19 protein-coding genes are annotated in these 23,009 nt (G+C 60.2%); 5 read left to right on the top strand and 14 right to left on the bottom strand.

From position 1 onward, the window contains the following. The first annotated feature begins 133 nt into the window (after nt 1–133). Nucleotides 134–1,012: a DMT family transporter gene (locus K529_RS03480; RefSeq protein WP_005642535.1), complete on the top strand. Its 879-nt coding sequence runs from the start codon at nt 134–136 to the stop codon at nt 1,010–1,012. A gap of 88 nt (nt 1,013–1,100) precedes the next feature. On the opposite strand, the gene K529_RS03475 is transcribed toward K529_RS03480, so the two are convergent. After that, entirely contained in the window at nt 1,101–2,594 is a 1,494-nt protein-coding gene (locus tag K529_RS03475; protein ID WP_005642537.1) for a hypothetical protein, read from the bottom strand. Between the two features lie 122 nt (nt 2,595–2,716). Beyond that, nucleotides 2,717–5,161, bottom strand: coding sequence for a heavy metal translocating P-type ATPase (locus K529_RS03470; protein ID WP_046002441.1), 2,445 nt, complete (start codon nt 5,159–5,161; stop codon nt 2,717–2,719). Between the two features lie 270 nt (nt 5,162–5,431). Between K529_RS03470 and K529_RS03465 the strand changes: the two genes are divergently transcribed. After that, complete coding sequence (locus K529_RS03465) at nt 5,432–6,136, top strand: DUF2306 domain-containing protein (protein ID WP_005620545.1); 705 nt, start codon at nt 5,432–5,434, stop codon at nt 6,134–6,136. Between the two features lie 89 nt (nt 6,137–6,225). Here the strand turns inward: K529_RS03465 and K529_RS03460 are convergent, their stop codons facing one another. The 7 genes from K529_RS03460 to K529_RS03430 form a co-directional block, all read right to left on the bottom strand. After that, entirely contained in the window at nt 6,226–6,582 is a 357-nt protein-coding gene (locus K529_RS03460; RefSeq protein WP_005620548.1) for an H-type lectin domain-containing protein, read from the bottom strand. 118 nt (nt 6,583–6,700) lie between these two features. Beyond that, nucleotides 6,701–7,114 carry a F0F1 ATP synthase subunit epsilon gene (locus K529_RS03455; protein ID WP_005620550.1) on the bottom strand — a complete coding sequence of 138 codons (414 nt, stop codon included), beginning with the start codon at nt 7,112–7,114 and terminating at the stop codon, nt 6,701–6,703. A gap of 11 nt (nt 7,115–7,125) precedes the next feature. Next, the gene (gene atpD, locus K529_RS03450; protein ID WP_005620552.1) at nt 7,126–8,550 is read right to left on the bottom strand and encodes a F0F1 ATP synthase subunit beta; all 1,425 of its coding nucleotides are present in this window, start codon (nt 8,548–8,550) and stop codon (nt 7,126–7,128) included. Between the two features lie 20 nt (nt 8,551–8,570). Next, the gene (locus tag K529_RS03445; RefSeq protein ID WP_005620555.1) at nt 8,571–9,446 is read right to left on the bottom strand and encodes a F0F1 ATP synthase subunit gamma; all 876 of its coding nucleotides are present in this window, start codon (nt 9,444–9,446) and stop codon (nt 8,571–8,573) included. A gap of 15 nt (nt 9,447–9,461) precedes the next feature. Further along, entirely contained in the window at nt 9,462–11,003 is a 1,542-nt protein-coding gene (atpA, locus tag K529_RS03440; RefSeq protein WP_046002440.1) for a F0F1 ATP synthase subunit alpha, read from the bottom strand. After that, complete coding sequence (locus K529_RS03435) at nt 11,004–11,564, bottom strand: F0F1 ATP synthase subunit delta (protein ID WP_005620602.1); 561 nt, start codon at nt 11,562–11,564, stop codon at nt 11,004–11,006. A 392-nt stretch (nt 11,565–11,956) separates the two neighbouring features. Then, entirely contained in the window at nt 11,957–12,703 is a 747-nt protein-coding gene (locus K529_RS03430; RefSeq protein ID WP_046002439.1) for a methyltransferase domain-containing protein, read from the bottom strand. A gap of 55 nt (nt 12,704–12,758) precedes the next feature. Between K529_RS03430 and gloB the strand changes: the two genes are divergently transcribed. After that, nucleotides 12,759–13,574, top strand: coding sequence for a hydroxyacylglutathione hydrolase (gene gloB, locus K529_RS03425; protein WP_005651661.1), 816 nt, complete (start codon nt 12,759–12,761; stop codon nt 13,572–13,574). A 201-nt stretch (nt 13,575–13,775) separates the two neighbouring features. Next, a complete protein-coding gene (gene clpA / locus K529_RS03420) occupies nt 13,776–16,112 on the top strand; it encodes an ATP-dependent Clp protease ATP-binding subunit ClpA (RefSeq protein WP_046002438.1) in 2,337 nt (778 codons plus the stop codon). Nucleotides 16,113–16,302: 190 nt separating this feature from the next. Here the strand turns inward: clpA and K529_RS03415 are convergent, their stop codons facing one another. The 5 genes from K529_RS03415 to K529_RS03395 all read right to left on the bottom strand — a co-directional run bounded on the left by K529_RS03415 (nt 16,303) and on the right by K529_RS03395 (nt 21,739). After that, nucleotides 16,303–16,899, bottom strand: a complete 597-nt coding sequence (locus K529_RS03415) for a hypothetical protein (protein ID WP_005663114.1) — start codon at nt 16,897–16,899, stop codon at nt 16,303–16,305. Between the two features lie 113 nt (nt 16,900–17,012). Continuing rightward, a complete protein-coding gene (locus K529_RS03410; RefSeq protein WP_009176671.1) occupies nt 17,013–17,315 on the bottom strand; it encodes a hypothetical protein in 303 nt (100 codons plus the stop codon). Between the two features lie 269 nt (nt 17,316–17,584). Continuing rightward, nucleotides 17,585–19,939: a peptidoglycan -binding protein gene (locus K529_RS03405; protein ID WP_046002436.1), complete on the bottom strand. Its 2,355-nt coding sequence runs from the start codon at nt 19,937–19,939 to the stop codon at nt 17,585–17,587. Nucleotides 19,940–19,942: 3 nt separating this feature from the next. Then, on the bottom strand, nt 19,943–21,133 hold the full coding sequence (locus K529_RS03400) for a hypothetical protein (RefSeq protein ID WP_005658570.1): 1,191 nt from the start codon (nt 21,131–21,133) through the stop codon (nt 19,943–19,945). A 78-nt stretch (nt 21,134–21,211) separates the two neighbouring features. Continuing rightward, a complete protein-coding gene (locus K529_RS03395; RefSeq protein WP_005658573.1) occupies nt 21,212–21,739 on the bottom strand; it encodes a gamma-glutamylcyclotransferase in 528 nt (175 codons plus the stop codon). A gap of 68 nt (nt 21,740–21,807) precedes the next feature. Between K529_RS03395 and K529_RS03390 the strand changes: the two genes are divergently transcribed. Beyond that, nucleotides 21,808–22,821 (top strand): DUF2125 domain-containing protein, encoded by a 1,014-nt coding sequence (locus tag K529_RS03390; RefSeq protein ID WP_005658576.1) that lies wholly within the window; start codon nt 21,808–21,810, stop codon nt 22,819–22,821. Nucleotides 22,822–23,009 lie beyond the last annotated feature (188 nt).

Here is a 23,009-nt window from a genome sequence, read left to right as displayed (position 1 = left end):
CTGAGAGTGTCTGCGCCTTTGGGCCGGCCTCGTCAACTCCGCACACACTCCACAACATTGCGCAGAGAGCGCTTTGAAGCGCCCGCAGCACCTGATAGGCCCTTCTCATCCGCCCCTGTATAAAGTTGCCCTCATGAGAACCACCGACCTGCTGCGCCTTGCCGCTCTTGTATTCACTGCCGTTACCTGTGTGGTGATGGGCGACACCGCCGGAAAGCTGCTGACGGCGCGCGGAGTTGATCCGGTGGTGGTGGCATGGTCACGCTTTGCGCTTGGGGCTTTGGTTCTGCTGCCGCTCAGCGGAATGCGTCTGAGCGAGCTCTACATCGCCCGTGACTGGCGGGTCTGGCTGCGCGCCGGATTGGTCACCGGTGGCATCTCCTGCATTCTCACCGCGCTCAAGACAGAGCCGATCGCCAATGTGTTTGGCGCATTTTTCGTCGGACCCATCGTGTCTTATGTCATTGCGGTGCTGTTTTTGGGCGAACGTCCTTCGCTCCAACGCAGCTTGCTGCTGGGGTTGGGGTTCATCGGTGTGATGCTGGTCGTAAAACCCGGTTTCGGCGCGAGTTTCGGTCTGCTTTATGCGCTGGCCGCCGGGTGCTGCTATGGGACCTATCTGGCCGTGACGCGCACCGTTGCAGGCAGCTACCGCCCGCGCCTGTTGCTGATGTCGCAACTGCTGATCGGGTCGCTTTTGCTGACGCCTGTCGGGATCAGCGCGAATCTGCCTGCGCTAAGCTGGCCGATCATGGCGCTGCTCACCATCAGCGCGCTTGGGTCGGCGGTCGGGAACTACATTCTGGTGGTTGCCAGCAAAACCGCCGAGGCCTCGCTCATTGCGCCACTGGTCTACAGTCAGCTGATTTCGGCAACCGTGCTGGGCGTTGTGGTCTTTGGCGATTGGCCGGATGTGATCTCGCTCTGCGGATTGGCACTGATCGTATTGTCGGGCTTTGGCTCACTGGTGGTCCATCAACGCAGCCATGCTCCGGTGTTGGCGGCAAAATAGGGGCGGCGGAGGCATCGCCTCACCGCCCCGGCGATCAATGTGAACGCCCCGCAGACCAGTTTCCGCAGTCTCTTTCGGCAGAACTGCCCTACCCTTCGATTTCTGGTTCAGGATTGTCGAGCCCCTGTGTCGGCGCGTAGGGGTCTTCACCAAATTTCAATGCAGCAAGCTCGGCCTCCATCTTTGCGATTTGCTCCTTGCGATCCTTCACTTGCTTTTTGAACCAGTCTGCCTTTTCCGGCAGAAGGTGATTGGGGTCAGCCTCAAAAACCGCAAGATACGCCTTGGCCGCGTCGATTTCTTTTTGCTTGAGAGCTGTAAGCTCCGCCAGATCAGCCGCATCAGATTGCAGCCCTAGCGCCTTGATCGTCGACTGTTTCAACTGATCCTTGAGCGCATCATTTTCTTTTACAAAGTCATTCAGGAAGGTGACGATCTGTGAGGCTTCGGTGCTCTCTTCAAATGAAACGGAAATATTCATCGGTTTGTAGGTGAATGGACCACCCTGCAAGCGTTTTGCTTCGCTGACGAAATCCGCAAATTCAGGAATATTCTCCAGCGTCGGCAACGCGCTAAAATTCAAAAGTTCCACGATATTCCGTGGCAGCGCCGCATCTGGCATCGCGAACTTAGACCATGCCCCCCGCCCTAGCACCGCCTGAACTGTTGCCGGGCCAAAACCGCCGAAGGCTTTACTCGATTGTGCGCTCAAACCGGCGTTGTTACCGTTGCCGTTGATCGAAGCGAGCTGATTGGCGTGAAAACTCGCCAATGCGATATTGTTCTCTGCCGTCTGGCCGAGGCTTGCGAGTTTGATCGTGAAACCGATGTCGCGTTTTTCTTTGCCCTTGGTCGCGAAATTCATCACGTCGAAATAGACTGGCACATAGCGAAACGCGCTGCCATCGGCGGATAGCTCCAACCGCAACTCTAGGATCGCGCCCAAAGCGCCTCCCTCAAACATCGCAATGCCGGCCTTGGCGAGGCGGTAGTTGACCGTGTCGTCAGTTAAGCCGTTGACCAGAGTGTCGTCATCCCACTCATCAATCGTTTCCTTATCATCGGCAATCTTTTGGAGCAGATCAGCAGTGCTGATCACCTCTGCCTCAGTCCGGATCGGAGCAGATGCTGTGACAATCGTCAGGCACTTCAACGCTGGATTCAAGAACACGGGTCGGACTGTCTTTGTCTTGGCTGGGTCTTTATCTGTTGGCGCGAGCACTTTCATGTCCTCCGCCACCCGAAACAGGTCAACCGCAAGGGTCCGCTCCGCTGTCTCCGGTTCCGGGTTCGCTTTCTTGTTCAGATAGCTCACACCGGATTCAAAAGCCGTCTCCACAAGCTTCACCGCAAGCGCCGTTGCGATGGGCGTAAGAGCGCTCTTGTCCACCGTTGCGGGGGGCGCACGATCTATGTCGATGAATTTAACTGGCAGTGCAAAGCCGGGACTTGTGTCTACATCGCGCCCGATGGTCAAAATGCAATCATCAGAGGCGACGACAGCCATGTCCGTGGCACGCGCAATACCCGGCAGGCTGGTTGCGGCGACCACTGCGGTCGCGAGCGCTGAAATGACTTTCATAGAAAACTCTCCAACTCACATATTACATGTCGAATATGGAGAGCGTACATGCGGAGGGGGAAATTTCAATGAATTTCCCCCACTCGCGACTGGCATTGTCCGCCGGTGACAGCGCAGGACCGCTAGGCCCGCCGCAGCCGCAGAGCGTTGGTCAGCACCGACACCGACGACAGCGCCATCGCCCCGGCGGCAAACACTGGCGAGAGCAATATGCCGAACGCGGGATAGAGCGCGCCCGCCGCCAGCGGGATCAGTGCCGCGTTATAAACAAAGGCCCAGCCGAGGTTCTGACGGATGTTCACCAGCGTCTTGTGCGAGATATTGATCGCCGTCACCACGCCTCCCAGATCACCTGACATCAGCACCACATCGCCTGCCTCAATCGCCACATCGGTGCCGGTGCCAATGGCGATCCCCACATCCGCCTGCGCCAAGGCCGGTGCGTCGTTGATCCCATCCCCGACAAAGCCCAGCTTGCGCCCGCGCGACGCAAGATCCTTGAGCGCGGCCACTTTGCCCTCGGGCGCGACCCCTGCGACCACATGGGAGATGCCCAGATCGCGAGCGATGGCCTCTGCCGTGGCCGGGGCATCGCCCGAGATCATCGCCACATCCTTGCCCATCGCCCGCAGCGCTTTGATGGCCGCGGCACTGGTCGGTTTGACCGGGTCTGCCACCGCCAGCAACGCCGCAAGCTGGCCGTCGATGGCGGTGTAGAGCACGCTTTCGCCCCGGTTGGCGCGCTCGAGCGCCTCGGCCGCCAGCGCATCGACGCTGATCCCGGCCTCGGACATCAGCCGCGCGCTGCCGATATGGATCTCGCGCCCGGTAACATTGGCGGTGACACCGCGCGCTGTGTGGCTCTGGAAATCGCTGACCTCCGCGAGGGTCAGGCCCTCGTCCTGCGCGGCGGTGACCAGCGCACGGGCGATGGGATGCTCAGAACGTGCCTCCACCGCGGCCACCGCGCCCAACACCTCGGCGCGCTCAAAGCCTGCGGTCGGGTGCAGCGCCACCAGTGATGGGCGGCCCTCGGTCAGGGTGCCGGTCTTGTCAAAGGCGATGATGTCGACCTCGTTGAGGGATTGCAGCGCATCGCCCTTGCGAAACAGCACGCCAAGCTCTGCCGCGCGCCCCGTGCCCACCATGATCGAGGTCGGCGTTGCCAGCCCCATGGCGCAGGGACAGGCGATGATCAGTACCGACACCCCGGCCACCAGGGCGTTGGTCAATGTGGGCTCGGGTCCCAACATCAGCCAGATCGCCACCGTCAGCAGCGCCAGCCCCATCACCACTGGCACAAAGCGCAGGGTGACCTTATCCACGAGGCTCTGGATCGGCAGTTTGGCGCCCTGCGCGTCCTCCACCATGCGGATGATCTGCGCCAGCGTGGTCTCGGCACCGGTGCGGGTCACGCTAACGGTAAGACTGCCCTCGCCGTTTACAGTCCCGCCGGTGACTGCAGCGCCTGCGGTTTTCTCCACCGGGATCGGCTCGCCCGAAATCATGCTCTCATCCACATGGGCGCTGCCCTCCAGCACCTCGCCATCGGTGGGGATGCGTTCGCCGGGACGCACAAGGATGCGATCACCGGGCGCAAGATCATCCACATCCACATCCTCGGGCTGACCATCCTTGGTCAGTCGCCGCGCATGCCGGACCTGCAAGCCCACCAGCGCCTGAATGGCAGCCCCGGTGCGGCCCTTGGCGCGGGCCTCCAGCCAACGGCCAATCAGGATCAGGGTCACGATCATCGCTGCCGCCTCGAAATAGACGGCGCGCACATCGGCGGGCAGCAGAGACGGGACAAAAGTCGCCACCAGAGAGTAGACCCACGCGGCCCCTGCCCCCAGCGCCACAAGGCTGTTCATATCCGGCGCGCCCGCGCGCAAGGCAGGCAGCCCCAGCGTGAAAAAGGCCCGACCGGGAAGGAACAGCACCGCCGTGGTCAGCACGGCCTGGATCACCCATGAGGTCTGCATGCCGATGGTCTGCGCGATCCAGTGATGTACCGCCGGGACCATGTGGCCGCCCATTTCCAGCAGAAACACCGGCAGGGTCAGCATGGCGGCGATCCAGACCTGACGACGCAAATCGCGCGCCTCACGGTGCTTGCGGGCGCTGCGGTCCTCGCTGTCGCGCGCCTCTGCCGGGCGGGCGCGATAGCCCGCTTCGGTGCTGGCTGCCGCCACCTGCGACGGCGTCACCACCCCTTGCAGGATCTCCACCTGCGCGCTCTCGGCGGCGAGGTTCACATTGGCCGAGACCACGCCGGGCAGCGCCTTGATGGCGCGCTCCACCCGGCCCACACAGCCGCCGCAGGTCATACCCGCGATGGACAACTGCACCATCTGATGGCGCGCCGGTTTGCCCAGATCGCGCAGGGCGCTGTCGGCTTGCTCCAACGCCTCGGCGGTGTTGGCGGTGATCTGCGCGGTCTCGTTGGCGAGGTTCACCGAGACATCACTAAGACCCGGCAGCGCGGCCAGGGTGCGGTCAACACGGCCCACGCATCCGGCGCAGGTCATACCCTCAATCGAGAGGCGGGCGGTGATCGGTTGGGTCATGGAACGACTCCGTTATTGCCTATTATCTTCCATGTAGGGGTTCCTGTCACTGGAAGCTCAAGAGGCAATATGAGATTTTTTGCACACCGGTTTTGGACGTCATTGGCTGGTCGACGCCAATCGAGAGCGCGGCCCGCGCGACAGTGAACTTGCAATCATTAATTGACCTCGGTCATTTATTTAAATATGACCATGGTCAATTACAAACTCAGCAGGCGCAATTGTCCCTTCCCTGATGGGGAGGTGCAGGATGGCCGACCAAGGACCGTTATGTTGAAAATCGCAAGACACGTCTTTTTATATGTTGGTATCGCCCTCACGTTAATGATCGCGCTCTATTCGCTTCGATATCTATTCGGTGGTGCCGCATCCGTTTTGGCCCTCGCTGAAACAGATGCGATGCTGGAGTATCTCTCCGGGCAGCAGAGTAGCTTCTGGCATGAGTTCTCTGTGCGGCAACAGCCGCTTTATCAATCAAGCGAATTTGCCGTTGTCGGTCATATCACTGCGGCATCGGTGGCGCTGATAGCCGGGATCATCCAATTCCTTCCTGTTGTTCGACAAAAAGCGCCCCTTCTGCACCGGGCAAGCGGGTATTTCTATGCGTTTACCGCGACGCTTGGTCTGGGGCTCGGGGCCTATATTTCCTTTTCGCTTCCGATGATTGGCGGCACGAACACGATCATTTCCAATATCGTTGGGGGCATTTTGGGTATCTCCTTTGTGGGGATTGCCTTTTACCACATCTGGAAGAAGCACTACCTGCAACACGGGCAGTGGATGCTGAGAAGCTACGCGGTATTACTGGCGATCCTCACTGTTTATCTACTTGTCGCGTTTTTTGCTCTGCTCGGCGTTGAAGCCGAACGCGGATACGCGCTGGCGCATATGCTCTGCTTCCCGATAAACTTGGCTTTGGTGGAACTGTTCATCCGAAAAAGCGCCTCCGGCAAACTGGTGCTCGCCTACGAGTAGCACTGGGGTATTCTCATCTGGGGGCGTTTGACCGAGCTCCAACGCTGCCTTGATCCAAGTCGTGGCACATGCACGACGTGATGCCGCCCCTAGTCCACCACCCAGTCGTCCTCAAACGGCATATCGCCAATGGCCATCCACGCGGCGCGGACGCGGGCGACCCGGCTGTCGGACCAGGTGCGGAAAACGATGTCAAAGCCCTCTGTGGTGATCTCTTCGGCCACCAATTCCGCGCGATAGGCGGCGGTGTGGTCCATATCCATCAGCGACGCTGTCACCTGCACGGCAGGCGGTGCGGCAAAGGCATCGTCAAAGCGCAGATGCAGGCGGCGTTCACGCTCCCCCTCGCCCGTCCACATGGTGCCGCCAGAGTCGAACTCTGAAAACACCTCCACATCACCCTGCGCGATGCCGGTGCGGGAACTCCACAGACGCACTGTAGGCATTTGGAACCTCAACCTTCAAACAATCAACAAATTGAAAGTATCGTCCAACCCTTACCAAAAAGAAACCGGCCTGCAGGGTGCAGGCCGGTTTCTTGTCTCTTAGGTTCTGACAGTGATGTCAGAGGCTCATGTGGGTCCCGAGCGCTTCCATATCTGCAAGCAGCTTGGCCGCGTCTTCCACCAGACCGTGTGCGGACTCATCATCCTTGGCGGTCTTGTACATGGCGCGGGCTTCCTCGATGAGCTCGTCCAGATGGGCGCGGGTCATCTCATCCATGGGGATTGCCCGCTCTGCGAGAACCGACAGGCCCTCGGCAGTGATCTGGGCAAACCCGCCAGTGACGAGGTACTCCGTGGTGCCTTCCGGTGCTTCCACCTTCAGGATGCCCGGACGCAGGGTGGTGAGTGTCGGCGCGTGCAAGGGCATCGCCGTCATGTCACCCTCGGAGCCGGGGATCTGGACCGCGCGGGCCTGAAGCGAAGCAAGGCTCCGCTCCGGGCTCACGAGATCGAATTGCATCGTATCAGCCATCAGGGCCCTCCTTAGGCCGCGTCAGCAGCCATTTTCTCGGCTTTTGCGATCACTTCGTCGATGCCGCCAACCATGTAGAAGGCGCCTTCGGGCAGGTGATCGTATTCGCCGGCCACAACGGCTTTGAACGACGCGATGGTGTCCTCGAGGGAAACCTGCACACCGTCGGAACCGGTGAAGACCTTTGCAACGTCGAACGGCTGCGACAGGAAACGCTGGATCTTACGCGCACGCGCAACGGTCAGCTTGTCCTCTTCGGAGAGTTCGTCCATGCCGAGGATCGCGATGATGTCCTGCAGCGACTTGTAGCGCTGGAGGATCTGCTGAACGTCGGAGGCCACTTTGTAGTGCTCTTCGCCAACGATCTGCGGGTCCATCAGGCGCGACGAGGAATCGAGCGGGTCCACAGCAGGGTAGATGCCAAGCTCGGAGATCGCACGGTTGAGAACGGTGGTCGCGTCCAAGTGGGCAAAGGTTGTTGCAGGTGCCGGGTCGGTAAGGTCGTCCGCGGGAACATACACAGCCTGGATCGAGGTGATCGAGCCGTTCTTGGTGGAGGTAATACGCTCCTGCATCGCACCCATGTCGGTCGCCAGCGTCGGCTGGTAGCCCACAGCGGAGGGGATACGGCCCAGAAGTGCGGACACCTCGGAACCAGCCTGCGTGAAGCGGAAGATGTTGTCCACGAAGAACAGAACGTCGGTGCCGGACTGGTCACGGAACTGCTCCGCGAGGGTCAAACCGGTCAGAGCAACGCGGGCACGCGCACCCGGAGGCTCGTTCATCTGGCCGTAAACCAGAGCAACCTGCGACTCTTCGAGGTTGTCGGGCTTAATCACGTTGGATTCGATCATCTCGTGGTAAAGGTCGTTGCCTTCACGAGTCCGCTCACCCACACCCGCGAACACGGAGTAGCCCGAGTGCACTTTTGCGATGTTGTTGATCAGTTCCATGATGAGAACGGTTTTACCAACGCCGGCACCGCCGAACAGACCGATCTTACCACCCTTCGCATAAGGCGCGAGCAGGTCGATCACCTTGATGCCGGTTTCCAGCACTTCGGATTCGGTGGATTGTTCGTTGAACTCGGGCGCAGGCTGGTGGATCGCGCGGGTCTCTTTCGCGACGATCGGCTCACCTTCGTCCACGGGCTCACCCACAACGTTCAGGATGCGGCCCAGAGTTGCGTTACCGACCGGGATGGTGATCGGCGCACCGGTGTCGGTGACTTCCTGACCACGAACGAGACCTTCGGTCGCGTCCATCGCGATGGTACGGACAGAGTTCTCGCCGAGGTGCTGAGCAACCTCAAGAACGAGCTTCTTGCCGTTGTTGTCGGTGGTGAGGGAGTTCAGAATCGCCGGCAGCTCGCCGTCGAACTGAACGTCCACAACGGCGCCGATGATCTGAGTCACCTTGCCTTTTGCATTTGCCATGTTTCGTCTCCGGTTGTCTCTTAGAGCGCCTCGGCGCCCGAAATGATTTCAATAAGCTCGTTGGTGATGACGGCCTGACGCGAGCGGTTGTACTCGATGGTCAGCTTGTCGATCATTTCGCCCGCGTTCCGCGTAGCGTTGTCCATCGCGCTCATCCGGGCACCCTGTTCGGACGCCCCGTTCTCCAGCAGACCCGCGAAGATCTGGGTGGCGACGCCGCGCGGCAGAAGATCCGCAAGGATCGCCTCTTCGCTGGGCTCGTAATCCACCACACCGGAGGTCGCCTCGGCGCCCTCGGCATCGAATTCCGCCGGGATGATCTGCTGAGCAGTCGGGATCTGGGTCACGACGTTCTGGAACTTCGAGTAGAAGATCGTAGCAACGTCGAACTCGCCCGCATCAAAGCGTGCAAGGATGTCCTTGGCGATGCCCTGCGCGTCGACATAGCCTACACGCTTGACTTCGGTCAGGTCCACGTGACCAACGAAGAGGTCTTTGAAATCACGCTTCAGGACATCACGGCCCTTCTTGCCCACGGTGAGGATCTTCACGGTCTTGCCAGCCGCCTGAAGGTCGAGGACCTTCTGACGCGCCAGTTTCGCGATATTGGCGTTAAAGCCACCGCACAGGCCGCGCTCGGCGGTCATGACCACCAAGAGCTGAACCTGATCCGAACCCGTACCCGCAAGGAGCTTAGGCGCGGTATCGCTTTGACCGACAGAAGCTGCCAGCCCCGCCATCACGGCATTGAACCGCTCGGCATAGGGGCGTGCATCCTCAGCCGCTTCTTGGGCGCGGCGAAGTTTCGCCGCCGCGACCATCTGCATGGCTTTGGTGATCTTACGAGTGTTTTTCACACTCGAGATCCGGTTTTTTAGGTCCTTGAGAGAAGGCATGTGCTGTCTCTCTCCTTACGCGAAGTCTGCTGCGAATTCGTCCAGAACAGCCTTCATCTTCTCGACCGGTTCACCCTTCTTGAACTTGGGATCCTCGTCGGTGATCCACTGCAGGAAGTCGGCCTTCTTGGAGCGCAGGAAGGTCAGAAGCTCGGCTTCGAAACGACCCACTTCCTTGACGTCGACTTTGTCGAGGTAGCCGTTGGTGCCCGCGAAGATGATGCAGACGATTTCAGAGTTGGTCAGCGGCGAGTACTGCGGCTGTTTCATCAGCTCGGTGAGGCGCGCGCCACGGGCCAGCAGCTGCTGGGTTGCGGCGTCGAGGTCGGAACCGAACTGAGCAAAGGCTGCCATCTCGCGGTACTGAGCGAGGGACAGTTTCACAGGGCCCGCAACGGAGGACATCGCATCGGTCTGTGCCGAGGAGCCCACACGCGAAACCGACAGACCGGTGTTCACGGCGGGGCGGATGCCCTGGTAGAACAGTTCGGTCTCAAGGAAGATCTGACCGTCGGTGATGGAGATCACGTTGGTCGGAATAAACGCGGACACGTCGCCGCCTTGGGTTTCGATGATCGGCAGCGCGGTCAGCGAGCCTGCACCGAAGTCCTCGTTCAGCTTTGCCGAACGCTCCAGCAGACGGGAGTGGAGGTAGAAAACGTCACCCGGATAAGCTTCACGGCCCGGCGGGCGGCGCAGCAGCAGGGACATCTGACGGTAAGCAACGGCCTGCTTGGAGAGGTCATCATAGATGATGAGCGCGTGCTTGCCGCTGTCGCGGAAGTATTCGGCCATCGCGGTTGCTGCATAGGGTGCGAGGAACTGCATCGGCGCCGGGTCGGACGCGGTCGCGGCCACAACGATGGAGTATGCCATCGCGCCGGACTCTTCCAGTTTCTTCACCAGCTGCGCCACGGTGGAGCGCTTCTGACCGATCGCAACATAGACGCAGTAGAGTTTCTTGCTCTCGTCGTCGCCTGCCGCTTCGTTGTAGGATTTCTGGTTCAGGATGGTGTCCAGAGCAATCGCGGTTTTACCGGTCTGACGGTCACCAATGATCAGTTCACGCTGGCCACGGCCAACGGGGATCATCGCGTCCACGGATTTAAGGCCGGTTGCCATCGGCTCGTGCACGGATTTACGCGGGATGATGCCCGGCGCTTTCACGTCTGCAACTTTGCGCTCTTTGGCTTCGATCGGACCTTTGCCGTCCAGCGGGTTGCCAAGGCCATCGACAACGCGACCCAGAAGCTCGGGACCAGCAGGCACGTCCACGATGGAGTTAGTGCGCTTGACGGTGTCGCCTTCTTTAATGTCGCGGTCGGAGCCGAAGATAACCACACCGACGTTGTCGGATTCGAGGTTCAGCGCCATGCCCATGATGCCGCCGGGGAACTCGACCATTTCGCCCGCCTGGACGTTGTCGAGGCCGTAGACACGGGCGATACCGTCACCGACGGAGAGAACGCGGCCGATCTCGGCCACTTCGGCTTCTTGACCAAAATTCTTGATCTGGTCTTTAAGGATCGCGGAAATTTCCGCTGCTTGGATACCCATTTATCCGACCTCTTTCATTGCATTCTGTAGGGAGTTGAGCTTGGAGCGGATCGAGCTGTCGATCATCTTCGAGCCCACTTTAACGACGAGACCGCCGATGATGCTTGCATCGACGGTGGCATTGATGGTGACCTTTTTGCCCACGCGCTCTGCGAGGGTTTTGGCCAGTTTATCGCTCTGGGTCTTGGTCAGTGCCTTAGCGGAAACAACGTCGGCCGTGACCTCGCCGCGGGCTTCGGCAATGCGAGCACGCAGGGCGTCGATCAGGGCTGGAACCACAAACAGGCGGCGTTTGGCCGCCATCAGCGCGAGGGAGTTGCGCAGAACTTCAACAAGCCCCATCTTGTCTGCCACGGCAGAGATGGCGGCTGCTTGTTCGTCACGCGACACCAGCGGTGAAGTGATGAGAGTGCGCAGGTCTTCGCTGTCAGCCAAAGCGGCTGCCAGATCGTTGATTCCTGTCTCGAGTTTATCGAGAGCATTGCTCTCGGCAGCGATATCAAAGATCGCTGTGGCATAGCGGTCGGCAATGCCTGCGGAAATCGAAGCTGGTTCGGACACGTCCACCCTTCCGATATTATTTTGGCCCCGGTTTATATGCGTCCTGGCAGGTAGCATCCGGGGGCGTGAGGTCGCCCGATTTTTGGCCGGGCATCGAAATCAGCGTGGATGTAGCAGAGCCTTTGCGACCTAGCAACTCCCTCTGTCCGAAGCCGTGAAATCCGATTCCACGCCTTTTCAATGACTTAACAAAACTACGGTGGTTTGACGCAGCTCTAATGGTAAAAAAATTACGCCCCCCAGCTGCGGGGATGCGATTCCAGAGGCGCAAATTGCGTCATTTCGGTACACAAGCGTACACAATGTCGAATCTCGCCCATGAAGCGTCGACAACGATCACCCGGCAATCGTGCCCATCAAACAGCCATGCACTTGCATCCCAAACTTGTGCTTTATGCTGGCTCCGCAATCGGGTTGGACAGCCCTTCCAGCACCCGGATCGGATTGGTGCGGCGCGTGCGGATCATATGGCCTTTTTGCGGATGGGTCTGCTTGGAAACCTCCACCAGAAACACACCCGCCGCCATCATCGCCGGAAGCCTGCGCCCCACCCGCTCGATCATCGCGCCCGACTTTAACCAGAAGCGGCGCGGGCTGGGCAGGCGATAGAGGGCGGCCGCGTGCTGCTCGATGGTGAACTGATGCCCACGCAGCTGGTTTTCCAGCTGTGTCAGCGTATAGGGCCGACCATAGCCAAACGGCGTCGCATCCGAGCGCACCCAAAGCCCGCCACGATTGGGCACGATAAAAATCGCCCTGCCCCGCGGCGCCATCACCCGCCAGCATTCATCCAGCAGGGCCGAGGGCTGTTCCGAGGTTTCAAGACCGTGCAACAGAACCAGCCGGTCCACGCGCCCCGTCTCCACCGGCCATGAAGTCTCCTCGCACAACACCGACACATTGGGCTGCCCTGCCGGCCATTGCATCACCCCCTGTGGCCCCGGCATCAAGGCCATGACCCGGCGCGCCTCACTCAGGTAGGGCCGCAACAAGGGGGCCGCAAAGCCAAATCCCGCAATCGTCTCGCCAGTGGCATCGGGCCACATCCGCAACAATTGCCCCCGGATCGAGGCCTGCGCCGCGCGCCCCAAGGTGCTGCGGTAGTAGAAATTCCTCAGATCCTGCACATCCAGATGCATTGCAGACGCCCATTGCTTCGGTCACTCTGGGGGCAGTCTAGCAATGTGAAAGCGAATGACCATGCCCGATCAGACCTCTTTCCCCACCACCGTGGCAAATGGCCTCGAAATCGTCACAGTACCGTGTCTTGCGGACAACTACGCCTATCTGGTCAACGGCCCCGACGGGGTCGCGGTGATCGACGCCCCCGAGGCCGCACCGATCATTGCCGCGCTTGAGGCACGTGGCTGGAGCCTTGGCGTCATCATGATCACCCATCACCACCATGACCATGTGGGCGCGATCAACGCGTTGCGCGACAAGTATGGCTGCCCCGTGATGGGCCCCAAGGCCGAGGCCGATAAAATCGCGGCGCAGGGCGCGCCCCTTGATATGGAGCTGGAACCCGGCTTTGAGGGCGGCACCGGCGCGGGACGTTGTCAGGTGATCGCGGTGCCCGGCCATACCCTTGGCCATGTCGCCTTTTATTACCCCGAAGGCCCTGCCCTGTTTAGTGCCGACAGCCTGATGGTGATGGGATGCGGCCGCCTCTTTGAGGGCACGCCCGCCATGATGTGGCAAACCATGACCACCCTCGCCGCCCTGCCCGACGACACTTTGGTCTTTTCGGGCCATGAATACACAGAAAGTAACGCCCGCTTTGCGCTCAGCATCGACCCCGATAATGCCGCGCTGCAAAAAAGAGCCCGTGAAATTTCTCAGGCGCGTAAAAGTGACCTTCCCACCGTTCCCGCACGGCTGGAGCTGGAAAAAACCACCAATCCGTTTTTGCGCGCAGGGGATGCGGATCTAAAGAAATCTCTGGGATTGGAGGAGGTTGAAGATGCGGAGGTCTTTGCCCATATCAGGGCTGCGAAAGACAGATTTTGATGTCGTTTTCCGGCCTCCCCATCAATTTCGCGCAAGATATGTGAGCACAATGTCGGGAATTGTGACCACAATCACGCAAAAAGCCCTTGAAGCTTACGTTCTATCAACCAAACTCTAACAGTATGAGGACATGGTTATGGGACAGGACCGGCCCGCCCGGTGGCGACCGATCCCCATGACCCAAGACAGAGGAGCACGCCCGTGCCTTCATTCTCGAGCACATTGGAACAAGCCATTCACGCGGCGCTGGCGCTGGCGAATGAACGGCGTCATGAATTCGCAACCCTGGAGCACCTGCTGCTGGCCCTGATCGAGGAGCCAGACGCGGCCCGCGTCATGCAGGCCTGCAGCGTGAACCTTGATGAGTTGCGATCAACCTTACTTGAATTCGTGGACGAGGATCTTGCGAACCTTGTCACCGATATCGACGGCTCTGAAGCGGTGCCAACCGCTGCATTCCAGCGCGTGATCCAGCGCGCTGCCATCCACGTACAGTCCTCTGGTCGCACTGAGGTCACCGGCGCCAATGTGCTGGTTGCGATCTTTGCCGAACGTGAAAGCGATGCCGCCTTCTTCCTGCAGGATCAGGATATGACGCGCTATGATGCGGTGAATTTCATCGCCCATGGCGTGGCCAAAGACCCTGCTTACGGCGAAAACCGCCCCGTGACCGGCGCGACGGACGCCGAGGATGAAATCGGTGGTGGCCCCACCGTCGGAGGCCCGGAAGGCGAACAGAAAGAATCGGCGCTGTCGAAATACTGTGTCGATCTCAACGCCAAATCCCGTGAGGGCGATATTGACCCCCTTATCGGTCGCGACAGCGAGGTGGAGCGCTGCATTCAGGTGCTGTGCCGCCGCCGCAAGAACAACCCGCTGCTGGTCGGCGATCCCGGTGTCGGTAAAACCGCCATCGCCGAGGGTCTGGCCCGCAAGGTTGTACAAAGCGAAGTGCCTGAGGTGCTGTCGGAAACCACCATTTACTCGCTCGACATGGGCGCGCTTTTGGCGGGCACCCGCTATCGCGGTGATTTCGAGGAACGCCTCAAAGCGGTGGTCACCGAACTGGAAGAACACCCCGACGCGGTGCTGTTCATTGACGAGATCCACACGGTGATCGGTGCGGGCGCCACCTCTGGCGGCGCGATGGATGCCTCCAACCTGCTGAAACCTGCCTTGCAGGGCGGCAAGCTGCGCACCATGGGTTCCACCACCTATAAGGAGTTCCGTCAGCATTTCGAGAAGGACCGCGCGCTGTCGCGCCGGTTCCAGAAAATCGACGTCAGCGAGCCTTCGGTCGAGGATTCCATCGAGATTCTCAAAGGGCTGAAACCCTATTTCGAGGAACATCACTCGATCAAGTTCACCTCGGATGCGATCAAATCCGCGGTCGAACTCTCGGCGCGTTACATCAATGACCGCAAGCTCCCCGACAAGGCCATCGACGTGATCGATGAGGCCGGGGCCGCGCAGCATCTGGTCGTCGAGAGCAAGCGGCGCAAGACCATCGGCGTCAAGGAGATCGAGGCCGTGGTGGCCAAGATCGCCCGTATCCCGCCGAAAAACGTCTCCAAGGACGATGCCGAGGTGCTGAAGGACCTAGAAGCCTCGCTGAAACGCGTGGTCTTTGGTCAGGATGCTGCCATTGATGCGCTGTCCTCGGCGATCAAACTGGCCCGTGCGGGCCTGCGCGAGCCGGAAAAACCCATCGGCAATTACCTCTTTGCAGGCCCCACCGGCGTCGGCAAAACCGAGGTGGCCAAACAGCTCGCCGACACGCTGGGCGTGGAGCTGCTGCGCTTTGACATGTCGGAATACATGGAGAAACACGCGGTCTCTCGCCTGATCGGTGCGCCTCCGGGCTATGTGGGTTTCGATCAGGGCGGCCTGCTGACCGACGGTGTCGACCAGCATCCCCATTGTGTGCTGCTGCTCGACGAGATCGAGAAGGCGCATCCGGATGTGTTCAACATCCTGTTGCAGGTGATGGACAACGGCCAGCTCACCGACCACAACGGTCGCACGGTCAACTTCCGCAACGTGGTATTGATCATGACCTCGAACGCGGGCGCGTCGGAATTGGCGAAATCTGCCATCGGCTTTGGGCGTGACCGTCGCGAGGGTGAAGACACCGCCGCCATCGAGCGCACCTTCAGCCCTGAATTCCGCAACCGTCTGGATGCCACCATTTCCTTTGGCCCGCTGCCCAAGGAGGTCATCCTGCAAGTGGTCGAGAAATTCGTCCTGCAGCTTGAGGCTCAATTGATGGACCGCAATGTCTCCATCGAACTGACCCGCAAGGCCGCCGAATGGCTCGCCGACAAAGGCTATGACGACAAAATGGGCGCCCGCCCCCTTGGCCGCGTGATCCAGGAACACATCAAGAAACCGCTGGCGGAGGAGTTGCTGTTCGGCAAGCTTTCCAAAGGGGGTGTGGTTCAGGTCGGCATCAAGGATGGCAAGCTCGACCTGCGCATCGAAGGCCCCGGCAAGCCGCGCCTTAGCGGCAACAAGCCGCCCCTGCTCACCGCGGAATAAGCAACGAGCCAAAGGCGCAAGCGCCTGATGCAAATTCAAAACGCCCGCCTCGGACAACTGAGGCGGGCGTTTTGGTGTGTCTGGGTCCAGAACCTTAAACCCTGTCGCATGCAATTAACGGCCTGCGGATGGCGGTTCTGATGTTCGCAGAACCCAATCCTCACCCTTATCAAGGCACTCAGCCCGAAGATCAGGCGCTGGCCGTGGGGCTGCGCAGGGCGCGGAAAATCATCATCAGGCCAAACATCAACACGACCTGACCCAGCAGGTCACCGATTGCAAAAGAAGCAAGCTCCGTCAGCTTACCACTCGGTGCGAGTATCCCTGAGAAAATCAAAGTCTGACTGATGGAATTGAACACCGACGCCAACAGCCCGGCCAACAATAGCTTGCGCCAATTGACCCTGCGCCCGCCCCCCGCATAGGCAGATATGCCAGAGGCACGCAGCAGCTCAAAAGCGAAATAGGCCGACAACACACTCATCGCGAGCGAGAGCCACATCTTATCGTGCATCAGGTCGAGGATATCCGCGCTGGTGAAAATCAGATTGGCAAGTATCGCTCCGACAACCAGCGGCAGCAGCGCCCGCCAACCGACCAGCCAAATGCTGAGAACCCGGACCCCATGCGGCAGATACGCCAAACTGGCGAGGACAGAAACATCATCGAGAAAGAAACGCTGCGCAGGGGCAATCGCCCAGATCGTGATGCCATGACATATGATATACGTCAGAGCGATCATCACAAAGCCACCCACGCCGGGTGAAAAACCATCAGCTGCTCTCATACGCAAGCTTTAGACGCGAAAGAGCGACAAGGCAATTCATCTCGCGCCAGACCTACTGGAAACCGGTCTCAACGTGACGTTATGCAATAAATTGTCAGAAACTGGTGCGGGATTTAGTCGTGCAGCAGGTCCTTACGCACCATGTAATGTTTGGCCCGCGCGCCCTCAGGTCGCTCCAGAAAGCCAAGTTCCAGCAGTGACCGCAACGCGCGGTGAAATGTGGCCTGTGCGATGCCGCTGGTCAGCGGGTGCTGACGGATCTGATCGGACAAGACCAACTGCCCCGGCGCATCCGTCAGACGGTGAGCCGCTTGAAAGACGTCTTTTTCGGCTGGGCTTAAATCCTCCAGACCGATGTCGCGCTCCATTTGACGCAACATGTCACGCAGTTCGAATATGGCGCGTAATCTGTCCAAAAATGCCCCTCCTGAAACGATGCTCACAGACATGGCGGCGGTAAATCGAATTTGTACTGAAGAGTATAGCACAAAAAACTCTCATGGGTGATAATTTATTGGAAAAACGGGCAAACTATGATAAAAAGAACCCGGACGAATCCAATAAGCCGTGAGTGGTGGTGCCGTCCTGTTTTCAAAAGTCCTATTTTAGAACGCAGGCTCTGGCGGTTGAAACACCGCCGGAGCCTTATTTAATTGTAGCTTTACCAAATACGCGCCACGCGCTGTCAGCGTTCCGTAAGCTTCAATTCGATTCGGCGGTTTTGCGCCCGCGCTTCGGGGGTATCGGCCGGGTTGACCGGCTGAAATTCGCCAAATCCATTTGCGGCCAGCCGTCCGGGGGGTATGCCCAGCTCATCCATCATGTAGCGCACCACCGACAGCGCCCTGCCCTGACTGAGTTCCCAGTTATCGGCGTATTTGCCAGTGCCCGAGAAACGCTGATTGTCCGTGTGCCCATCGACGCGAATGATCCAGTTGATGTCATCGGGAATTGCGGCGGCCACGTTTTGCAAGATGCGCGCGACTTTGGCGATCTCGATCTTTCCCGCCTCAGAGAGTTCGGCGCTTCCCAGTGCAAACAACACCTCAGAGGCAAAGACAAACCGGTCGCCTTCAATCCGCACCCCTTCCTGATCGCCCAGAAGGCTGCGCAACTGGCCAAAAAACTCCGAACGGTACTGTTCCAGATCCTTGGCTTCATTGGCGAGCCGCTCCCGCTCCGCCTCCAGCCGCTTGCGTTCCTGCTCTTCCAGTATTCGGCGGCGGCGCTCTTCGGCGGCTGCGCGTGCCAGCGCAGTGTTCAGATCCTGACCGAGGCTTTGCAACTGGATGCCCTGCGCAGCGTCGCGTTCCTTGAAATCATCCAACAGCGCCTGCAAACCGCCAAGCTGTTCGCGCAATGCCGCCACCTGCTGATTCAAAAGCGCCGTCTCGCGGCGTGCCTCTTCCGAGACCTGCTTTTCCTCGGCCAAAGCACTGCGCGCCTGTGCCAGCAGGTCAGCGCGTTGTTCCGCAAGGGTTTTCTGCTCGGTGAGGTTTTGCGCAAAATCATCCTTCTCCGCGAGGGCGGCCAGAAGGCGGCTTTGCAAAACTTCCTGATCCGTGGCTGCCGCCTGCGCCCGCTCCAGCGCCTCCAGCGCGACCAACAAACGTTGCTCGACAGATGCCCGCTCCTCTGCGGTGGAGCTTGCCGCCGCGCGTGCTGCAGCCAGATCTGCCTCGGCGCGCGCAAGACGGGTCTCCAGACCGCTGCGGGTTTCCTGGGCCTGACCACGCAGAGTCGCAAGCTGATCCTGCAGGTCGCGCCGCGTGGTTTCCGCCTCCGCTTGCAGGCTGGCAAGGCGATCCTCCAAAAGGCGGCGTTCCTTATCAAAAGCACTCTGCACATCGCGCAACTGGGCCTGATACTGGCTCTCGGTTTCAACCGTGGCCGCCCGCTGTCGGGTCAGTTCAGCCTCAAGCTGCCCACGGGTATCTGCGGCCTGTTGACGTGCGGTCTCCAACTCGCCGGTGAGTCGGGCGCGGGTCGCGGCGCTCTCGGTCCGCACCCGGTCCAGCTCTGCCTCTAGGGCCGAAACGCGCGCCGATGCGGTGCTCTCGGTGACTTCCATCTGGGCCAGCACCCGGGTCAGGCGCTCTGCCAGCTCATCGCGGTCATTTGCCTGCGCCTTGGCCTGTTCAATGGCCGAGAGCGCCTCTTCCAGTTCGGAATTCAGCTTATTTCGGGCGCTTTCGGCAGCGGCCAGCAATGTCAGCGTATCTTCGGCTTTCTGGCGCTCGGCCTCCAGCGACAGCGTCATCGCCGTAAGTTCAGCATCGGCATTCTCCAGCCGCGCGCGCAAGGCCTCAGCCGCCGCAGCCTCAGTCAGGCGATTGGCCTCTTCTTCAGAGAGTGTCTCTTCCAGTTCTGCCACGCGGGCGGATTGTGCCTCGCCCTCCTTGCGCAGATCCGCGACCAGCGCTTGCAGAGCTTCGGTGCGCGCCGCCGCCAAACGTGCGGCCTCGGCCTCTGCGTCGACCTCATCACGCAATTGCGCCAATGCGAGGTTCAGCGCCTCTTGTTCTGACAAGAGTTCACCGCGTGCCGCATCCAGCGCGTCGCGCTCTGCCGTGAGATCGGCGATCTGCGCCTCGGCACTGTCGCGCCCGGCAATCAATGCGGCCACCTGTGCCTCAAAATCGGAAATCTGCGTGCGCGCCGCCGCAAGGTCCGAGGTCGCCGCATCCCGTTCCTGCGTCAGCGCGCTGATGCGGGCTTGTTGGGCCGTGATCTGATCCTGCGCTGCGTCCAGATCGGAACGGGCCGAATTCAGTGTCGCCCCAAGCGCCCCCAAACGGGCCTGCAACTGGCTGGCCTCGCGCTCTTTGACGCCAAGCGCCTGCGCCAATGCCCGCACCTCGGTCGAGAGCTCATCCAGTTCGGTTTCCTGACCGGAGATGGTCTCGCGCAGGACAAATTGCACCACCATAAAAATGGTCAGCACAAACGTCAAAACCAGCAAAAGCCCGGTCATCGCATCCACAAAGCCGGGCCAGATGGCCCCTTGGAAACGTTGACCGGTACGGCGCTTCAGGGCCATGGATCAGCTCTCTTTCCGCGCCGCCATTCGCGCTGCACGGTCCATGCCACGCGGGCCTGCGAAGGCTTTGACCAAAAGGTCGATATCCTTGCGCAACTCCGCAAGGCTCTCTTGCCGCCCGGCGGAGATTTCTTCCAGAATGCGCAGCATCTGCACGTCAATCGAGCGCAACCGCATGCGGCTTTCGGCATCAATGCCCACATCCCCATGCGCGCGCATCAGCTCGGCAATGGTCTCTTGGCCCACGGCCACGCGCTCCAATGCGCCGGAAATCGACGCCACATCATCCTGACGGCGGTTCATCTCTTCGATGGTGTCGATCAGACGCGAGAGCTTGCCCTCAACTTCCGCGCGCCCCTCTGCGGTTTGAACAAACATCGCCTGCAGCGCATCCATCTGCTCTGCCATCGTATCGAGCACACCAGCCACAAGGTTGCTGTCGCCAGTACCGCCCTCCTCGCCCGAGGAAAAACTGACACGGGTGAAAGACGACAGCCATTCTTCGAGTTCGCGGTAAAACCGGTTCTGACCATGGCCTGCAAACAGCTCCAGCAAGCCCACAATCAATGAGCCCGCAAGGCCAAGAAGCGAGGAGGCAAAGGCCACGCCCATGCCCCCGAGCTGCGCTTCAAGGCCGGTCATCAGCCGGTTGAATATCGCAACCCCCTCTTCGCCATCTTGCGGTGCAAGGCTGCGGATGGTGTCGACCACTGCCGGAACCGTGGTCGCCAACCCGTAAAACGTGCCAAGAAGGCCAAGGAAAATCAAAAGGTTGACGATATAACGCGTGATCTCGCGCTCCTCGTCAATGCGTTCTGCCACGGAATCCAGAATGGAGCGTGTCGAGGCAGACCCAAGTTGCATCCGCGCGCCCCGAGAGCGCAGCAGCGCCGCCAAGGGCGCCAGCATCGAGGGGGCACGATCATCATCAGTGGTGATCCCGGCGGCAAAGCGTTCGATCCAGCGCACCGAATTGATCAGCTGCACCACCTGCCAGAAGGTCGCCAACACCCCGATCACAAACACAAAGGCGATAAACCCGTTGAGATAGGGGTTCGCCTCAAAGACCGGCATCACCCGCGGCAGCGCCATAAAGGCCCCCGCGCCTGCCAGTCCCAATGCAATCAGCATCATGACAACCTGGCGCACCGGCTGTGAAAATTGTGGCCGGCCTTCGCGTTCGTGATGCGCCATTTCCTTACGGCTCCCGATAGGCTTTGTCTTGGTTCTGCGCCTGCAGCCTAGACTGAAAGTCCCATGGTCGCCAAGGATTTATGATAAAATCTGCCGGACCCGCTCTGTGAGCCAGCTGAGGTCAGGATCGCTCAGGCCGATTTCATCCAGATGCCCTGCGGTATTGAACAGATATTCGCTGTTCGGTCCCCGTCCGCCCACCGCATGGGCAATGATCCGCGCCTGCTCTTCCAGCTCCAGATGGCAATATTGGACGTGATGCGGATCGATCACATAGACCACCGCATTCACCACCTCACCGCTGGCCAGTTCCACATCGAGAAAGCGCTCCACATAGGCCGAGGAAATCAACTCGCGTTCGCGCAGCGCAGCCAGCGTTGCCTCCTCATGGCCGGGTTCGACCCGCAGGGCCAGCCCCTTGCAATGGGCATCTTCTTGCGCATCCAGCGCCAGCACCAGTCCGGGGGTCTCTTCGCTGCCGCGGTGGTGGATCGAGCGCATGCAGAACGAGCGGGCAAAGCCATGCAGCGTTGCCACTTCGCTTTGCGCGATCGGGAACTCCGGGTTCCACAGAAGAGAGCCGTATCCAAATACCCACATCGTCATGTTACTGGTCCTTTATTGCGAGCGCCTGTAAACAGCAAAACGGGCGTAAACAAAAGGGGCAGTGCGGCATGAAACGCGGTCTGAAGATCCTTCTGGGGCTCTGTGTGATCTGGGGGCTCTACTGGGCCGTGGCCGCCTGGGGTCTGCGCCAGAGCGTGCAGGGCTGGTTTCAAATGCAGGCGACGCGCGGCTGGCAGGTGGAGGTGGGCGACATTGCCCCCGCTGGTACGCTGGGCGGTTTTCCATGGCGACATGTGACCCGCATCGACAGACCCACACTGGCCGATCCCGGCACCGGGGCGGCCTGGCGCACCGATTGGCTGGAGTTGCAAAGCCCTGCAATCTGGCCCGGACGTCAAAGCCTGCGCTTTTCTGACGGCGATCAGCGCCTGTCCTATTATGATCAAACGGCGGTGATTACGACCGAAGGGTTGCAGGCGGATCTGTTTCTTGCACCCGGCTTAGCGCTAGAGCTGGAGGAGTTGGGGCTGACCTCAGGCGCGTGGAGCATTGGCGACGGGCAAAACAGCGTCCTCAGCGCTGGCGATCTGAACCTGCGCGTGGTCCAGAGCGATCCGGCTGAAAACTATCAGATCACTGCAGAAGCACATGCGTTTCGCCCCGGCACGGACCTGCGCCGCCTGCTGCGTGCCGCGCCTGAGTTGCCACAAACCTTTGAGACACTCACTCTGGTGGCGGATGTAACCTTCGATACCGTATGGGATCGCAACGCACTGGAGCAACGCCGCCCGCAACCCCGCATGATCGACATCGACCTGCTGGAGGCAAAGTGGGGGGATATGCGCATCAAAAGCGCAGGCACGCTGGAGGTGGATGCCGCAGGCATTCCCACCGGAGAACTGGCCTTGCAGGTTGAGGCCTGGGCGGAGTTTCTGGAAATGGCAGAAGACACCGGGCTGATGTCCGCCACCGCACGCGAACAGGCCAGCCGGGTGATCGCGGTGCTGGCGCGGGCCAGTGGCAACCCGGAGGATCTGGATATCACGCTGGGCTTTCGCAGCGGCTATATCACCATCGGCCCAATCCCGCTTGGTCCCGCACCGCGCCTGATCCTGCGTTAGCGCCCCGCGCCGGTGGTCCTCCCGCCCCTTGCCGCTGCGCCCTTGCAGGGCACATCGTCCCGCGTTGGGCATAGCGCCGGGCCATTCGGCCCGGCGCCGCAGCCAGTCCCGGTACGGGACTGGCTGCCCGGCTCAACCCCGCTAAGGGGCGCGCGCAACTGTGAAATGATATGCGACTTTGGCCCACG

Origin of the sequence: Tritonibacter mobilis F1926, from assembly GCF_000376545.2 — a bacterium.
Lineage (GTDB): Bacteria > Pseudomonadota > Alphaproteobacteria > Rhodobacterales > Rhodobacteraceae > Epibacterium > Epibacterium mobile.
Note: the sequence above shows the minus strand (reverse complement) of the source record. Positions and strands in the feature narration are given on the sequence as shown.

Coding starts and splice junctions, on each gene's coding strand:
- K529_RS03480 (WP_005642535.1), top strand. CDS start 134: ATGAGAACCACCGACCTGCTGCGCCTTGCCGCTCTTGTATTCACTGCC.
- K529_RS03470 (WP_046002441.1), bottom strand. CDS start 5,161: ATGACCCAACCGATCACCGCCCGCCTCTCGATTGAGGGTATGACCTGC.
- atpD (WP_005620552.1), bottom strand. CDS start 8,550: ATGGCAAATGCAAAAGGCAAGGTGACTCAGATCATCGGCGCCGTTGTG.
- gloB (WP_005651661.1), top strand. CDS start 12,759: ATGACCATGCCCGATCAGACCTCTTTCCCCACCACCGTGGCAAATGGC.
- K529_RS03475 (WP_005642537.1), bottom strand. CDS start 2,594: ATGAAAGTCATTTCAGCGCTCGCGACCGCAGTGGTCGCCGCAACCAGC.
- K529_RS03430 (WP_046002439.1), bottom strand. CDS start 12,703: ATGCATCTGGATGTGCAGGATCTGAGGAATTTCTACTACCGCAGCACC.
- K529_RS03400 (WP_005658570.1), bottom strand. CDS start 21,133: ATGGCGCATCACGAACGCGAAGGCCGGCCACAATTTTCACAGCCGGTG.
- K529_RS03395 (WP_005658573.1), bottom strand. CDS start 21,739: ATGACGATGTGGGTATTTGGATACGGCTCTCTTCTGTGGAACCCGGAG.
- K529_RS03465 (WP_005620545.1), top strand. CDS start 5,432: ATGTTGAAAATCGCAAGACACGTCTTTTTATATGTTGGTATCGCCCTC.
- K529_RS03455 (WP_005620550.1), bottom strand. CDS start 7,114: ATGGCTGATACGATGCAATTCGATCTCGTGAGCCCGGAGCGGAGCCTT.
- atpA (WP_046002440.1), bottom strand. CDS start 11,003: ATGGGTATCCAAGCAGCGGAAATTTCCGCGATCCTTAAAGACCAGATC.
- K529_RS03390 (WP_005658576.1), top strand. CDS start 21,808: ATGAAACGCGGTCTGAAGATCCTTCTGGGGCTCTGTGTGATCTGGGGG.
- K529_RS03405 (WP_046002436.1), bottom strand. CDS start 19,939: ATGGCCCTGAAGCGCCGTACCGGTCAACGTTTCCAAGGGGCCATCTGG.
- K529_RS03445 (WP_005620555.1), bottom strand. CDS start 9,446: ATGCCTTCTCTCAAGGACCTAAAAAACCGGATCTCGAGTGTGAAAAAC.
- K529_RS03460 (WP_005620548.1), bottom strand. CDS start 6,582: ATGCCTACAGTGCGTCTGTGGAGTTCCCGCACCGGCATCGCGCAGGGT.
- K529_RS03415 (WP_005663114.1), bottom strand. CDS start 16,899: ATGAGAGCAGCTGATGGTTTTTCACCCGGCGTGGGTGGCTTTGTGATG.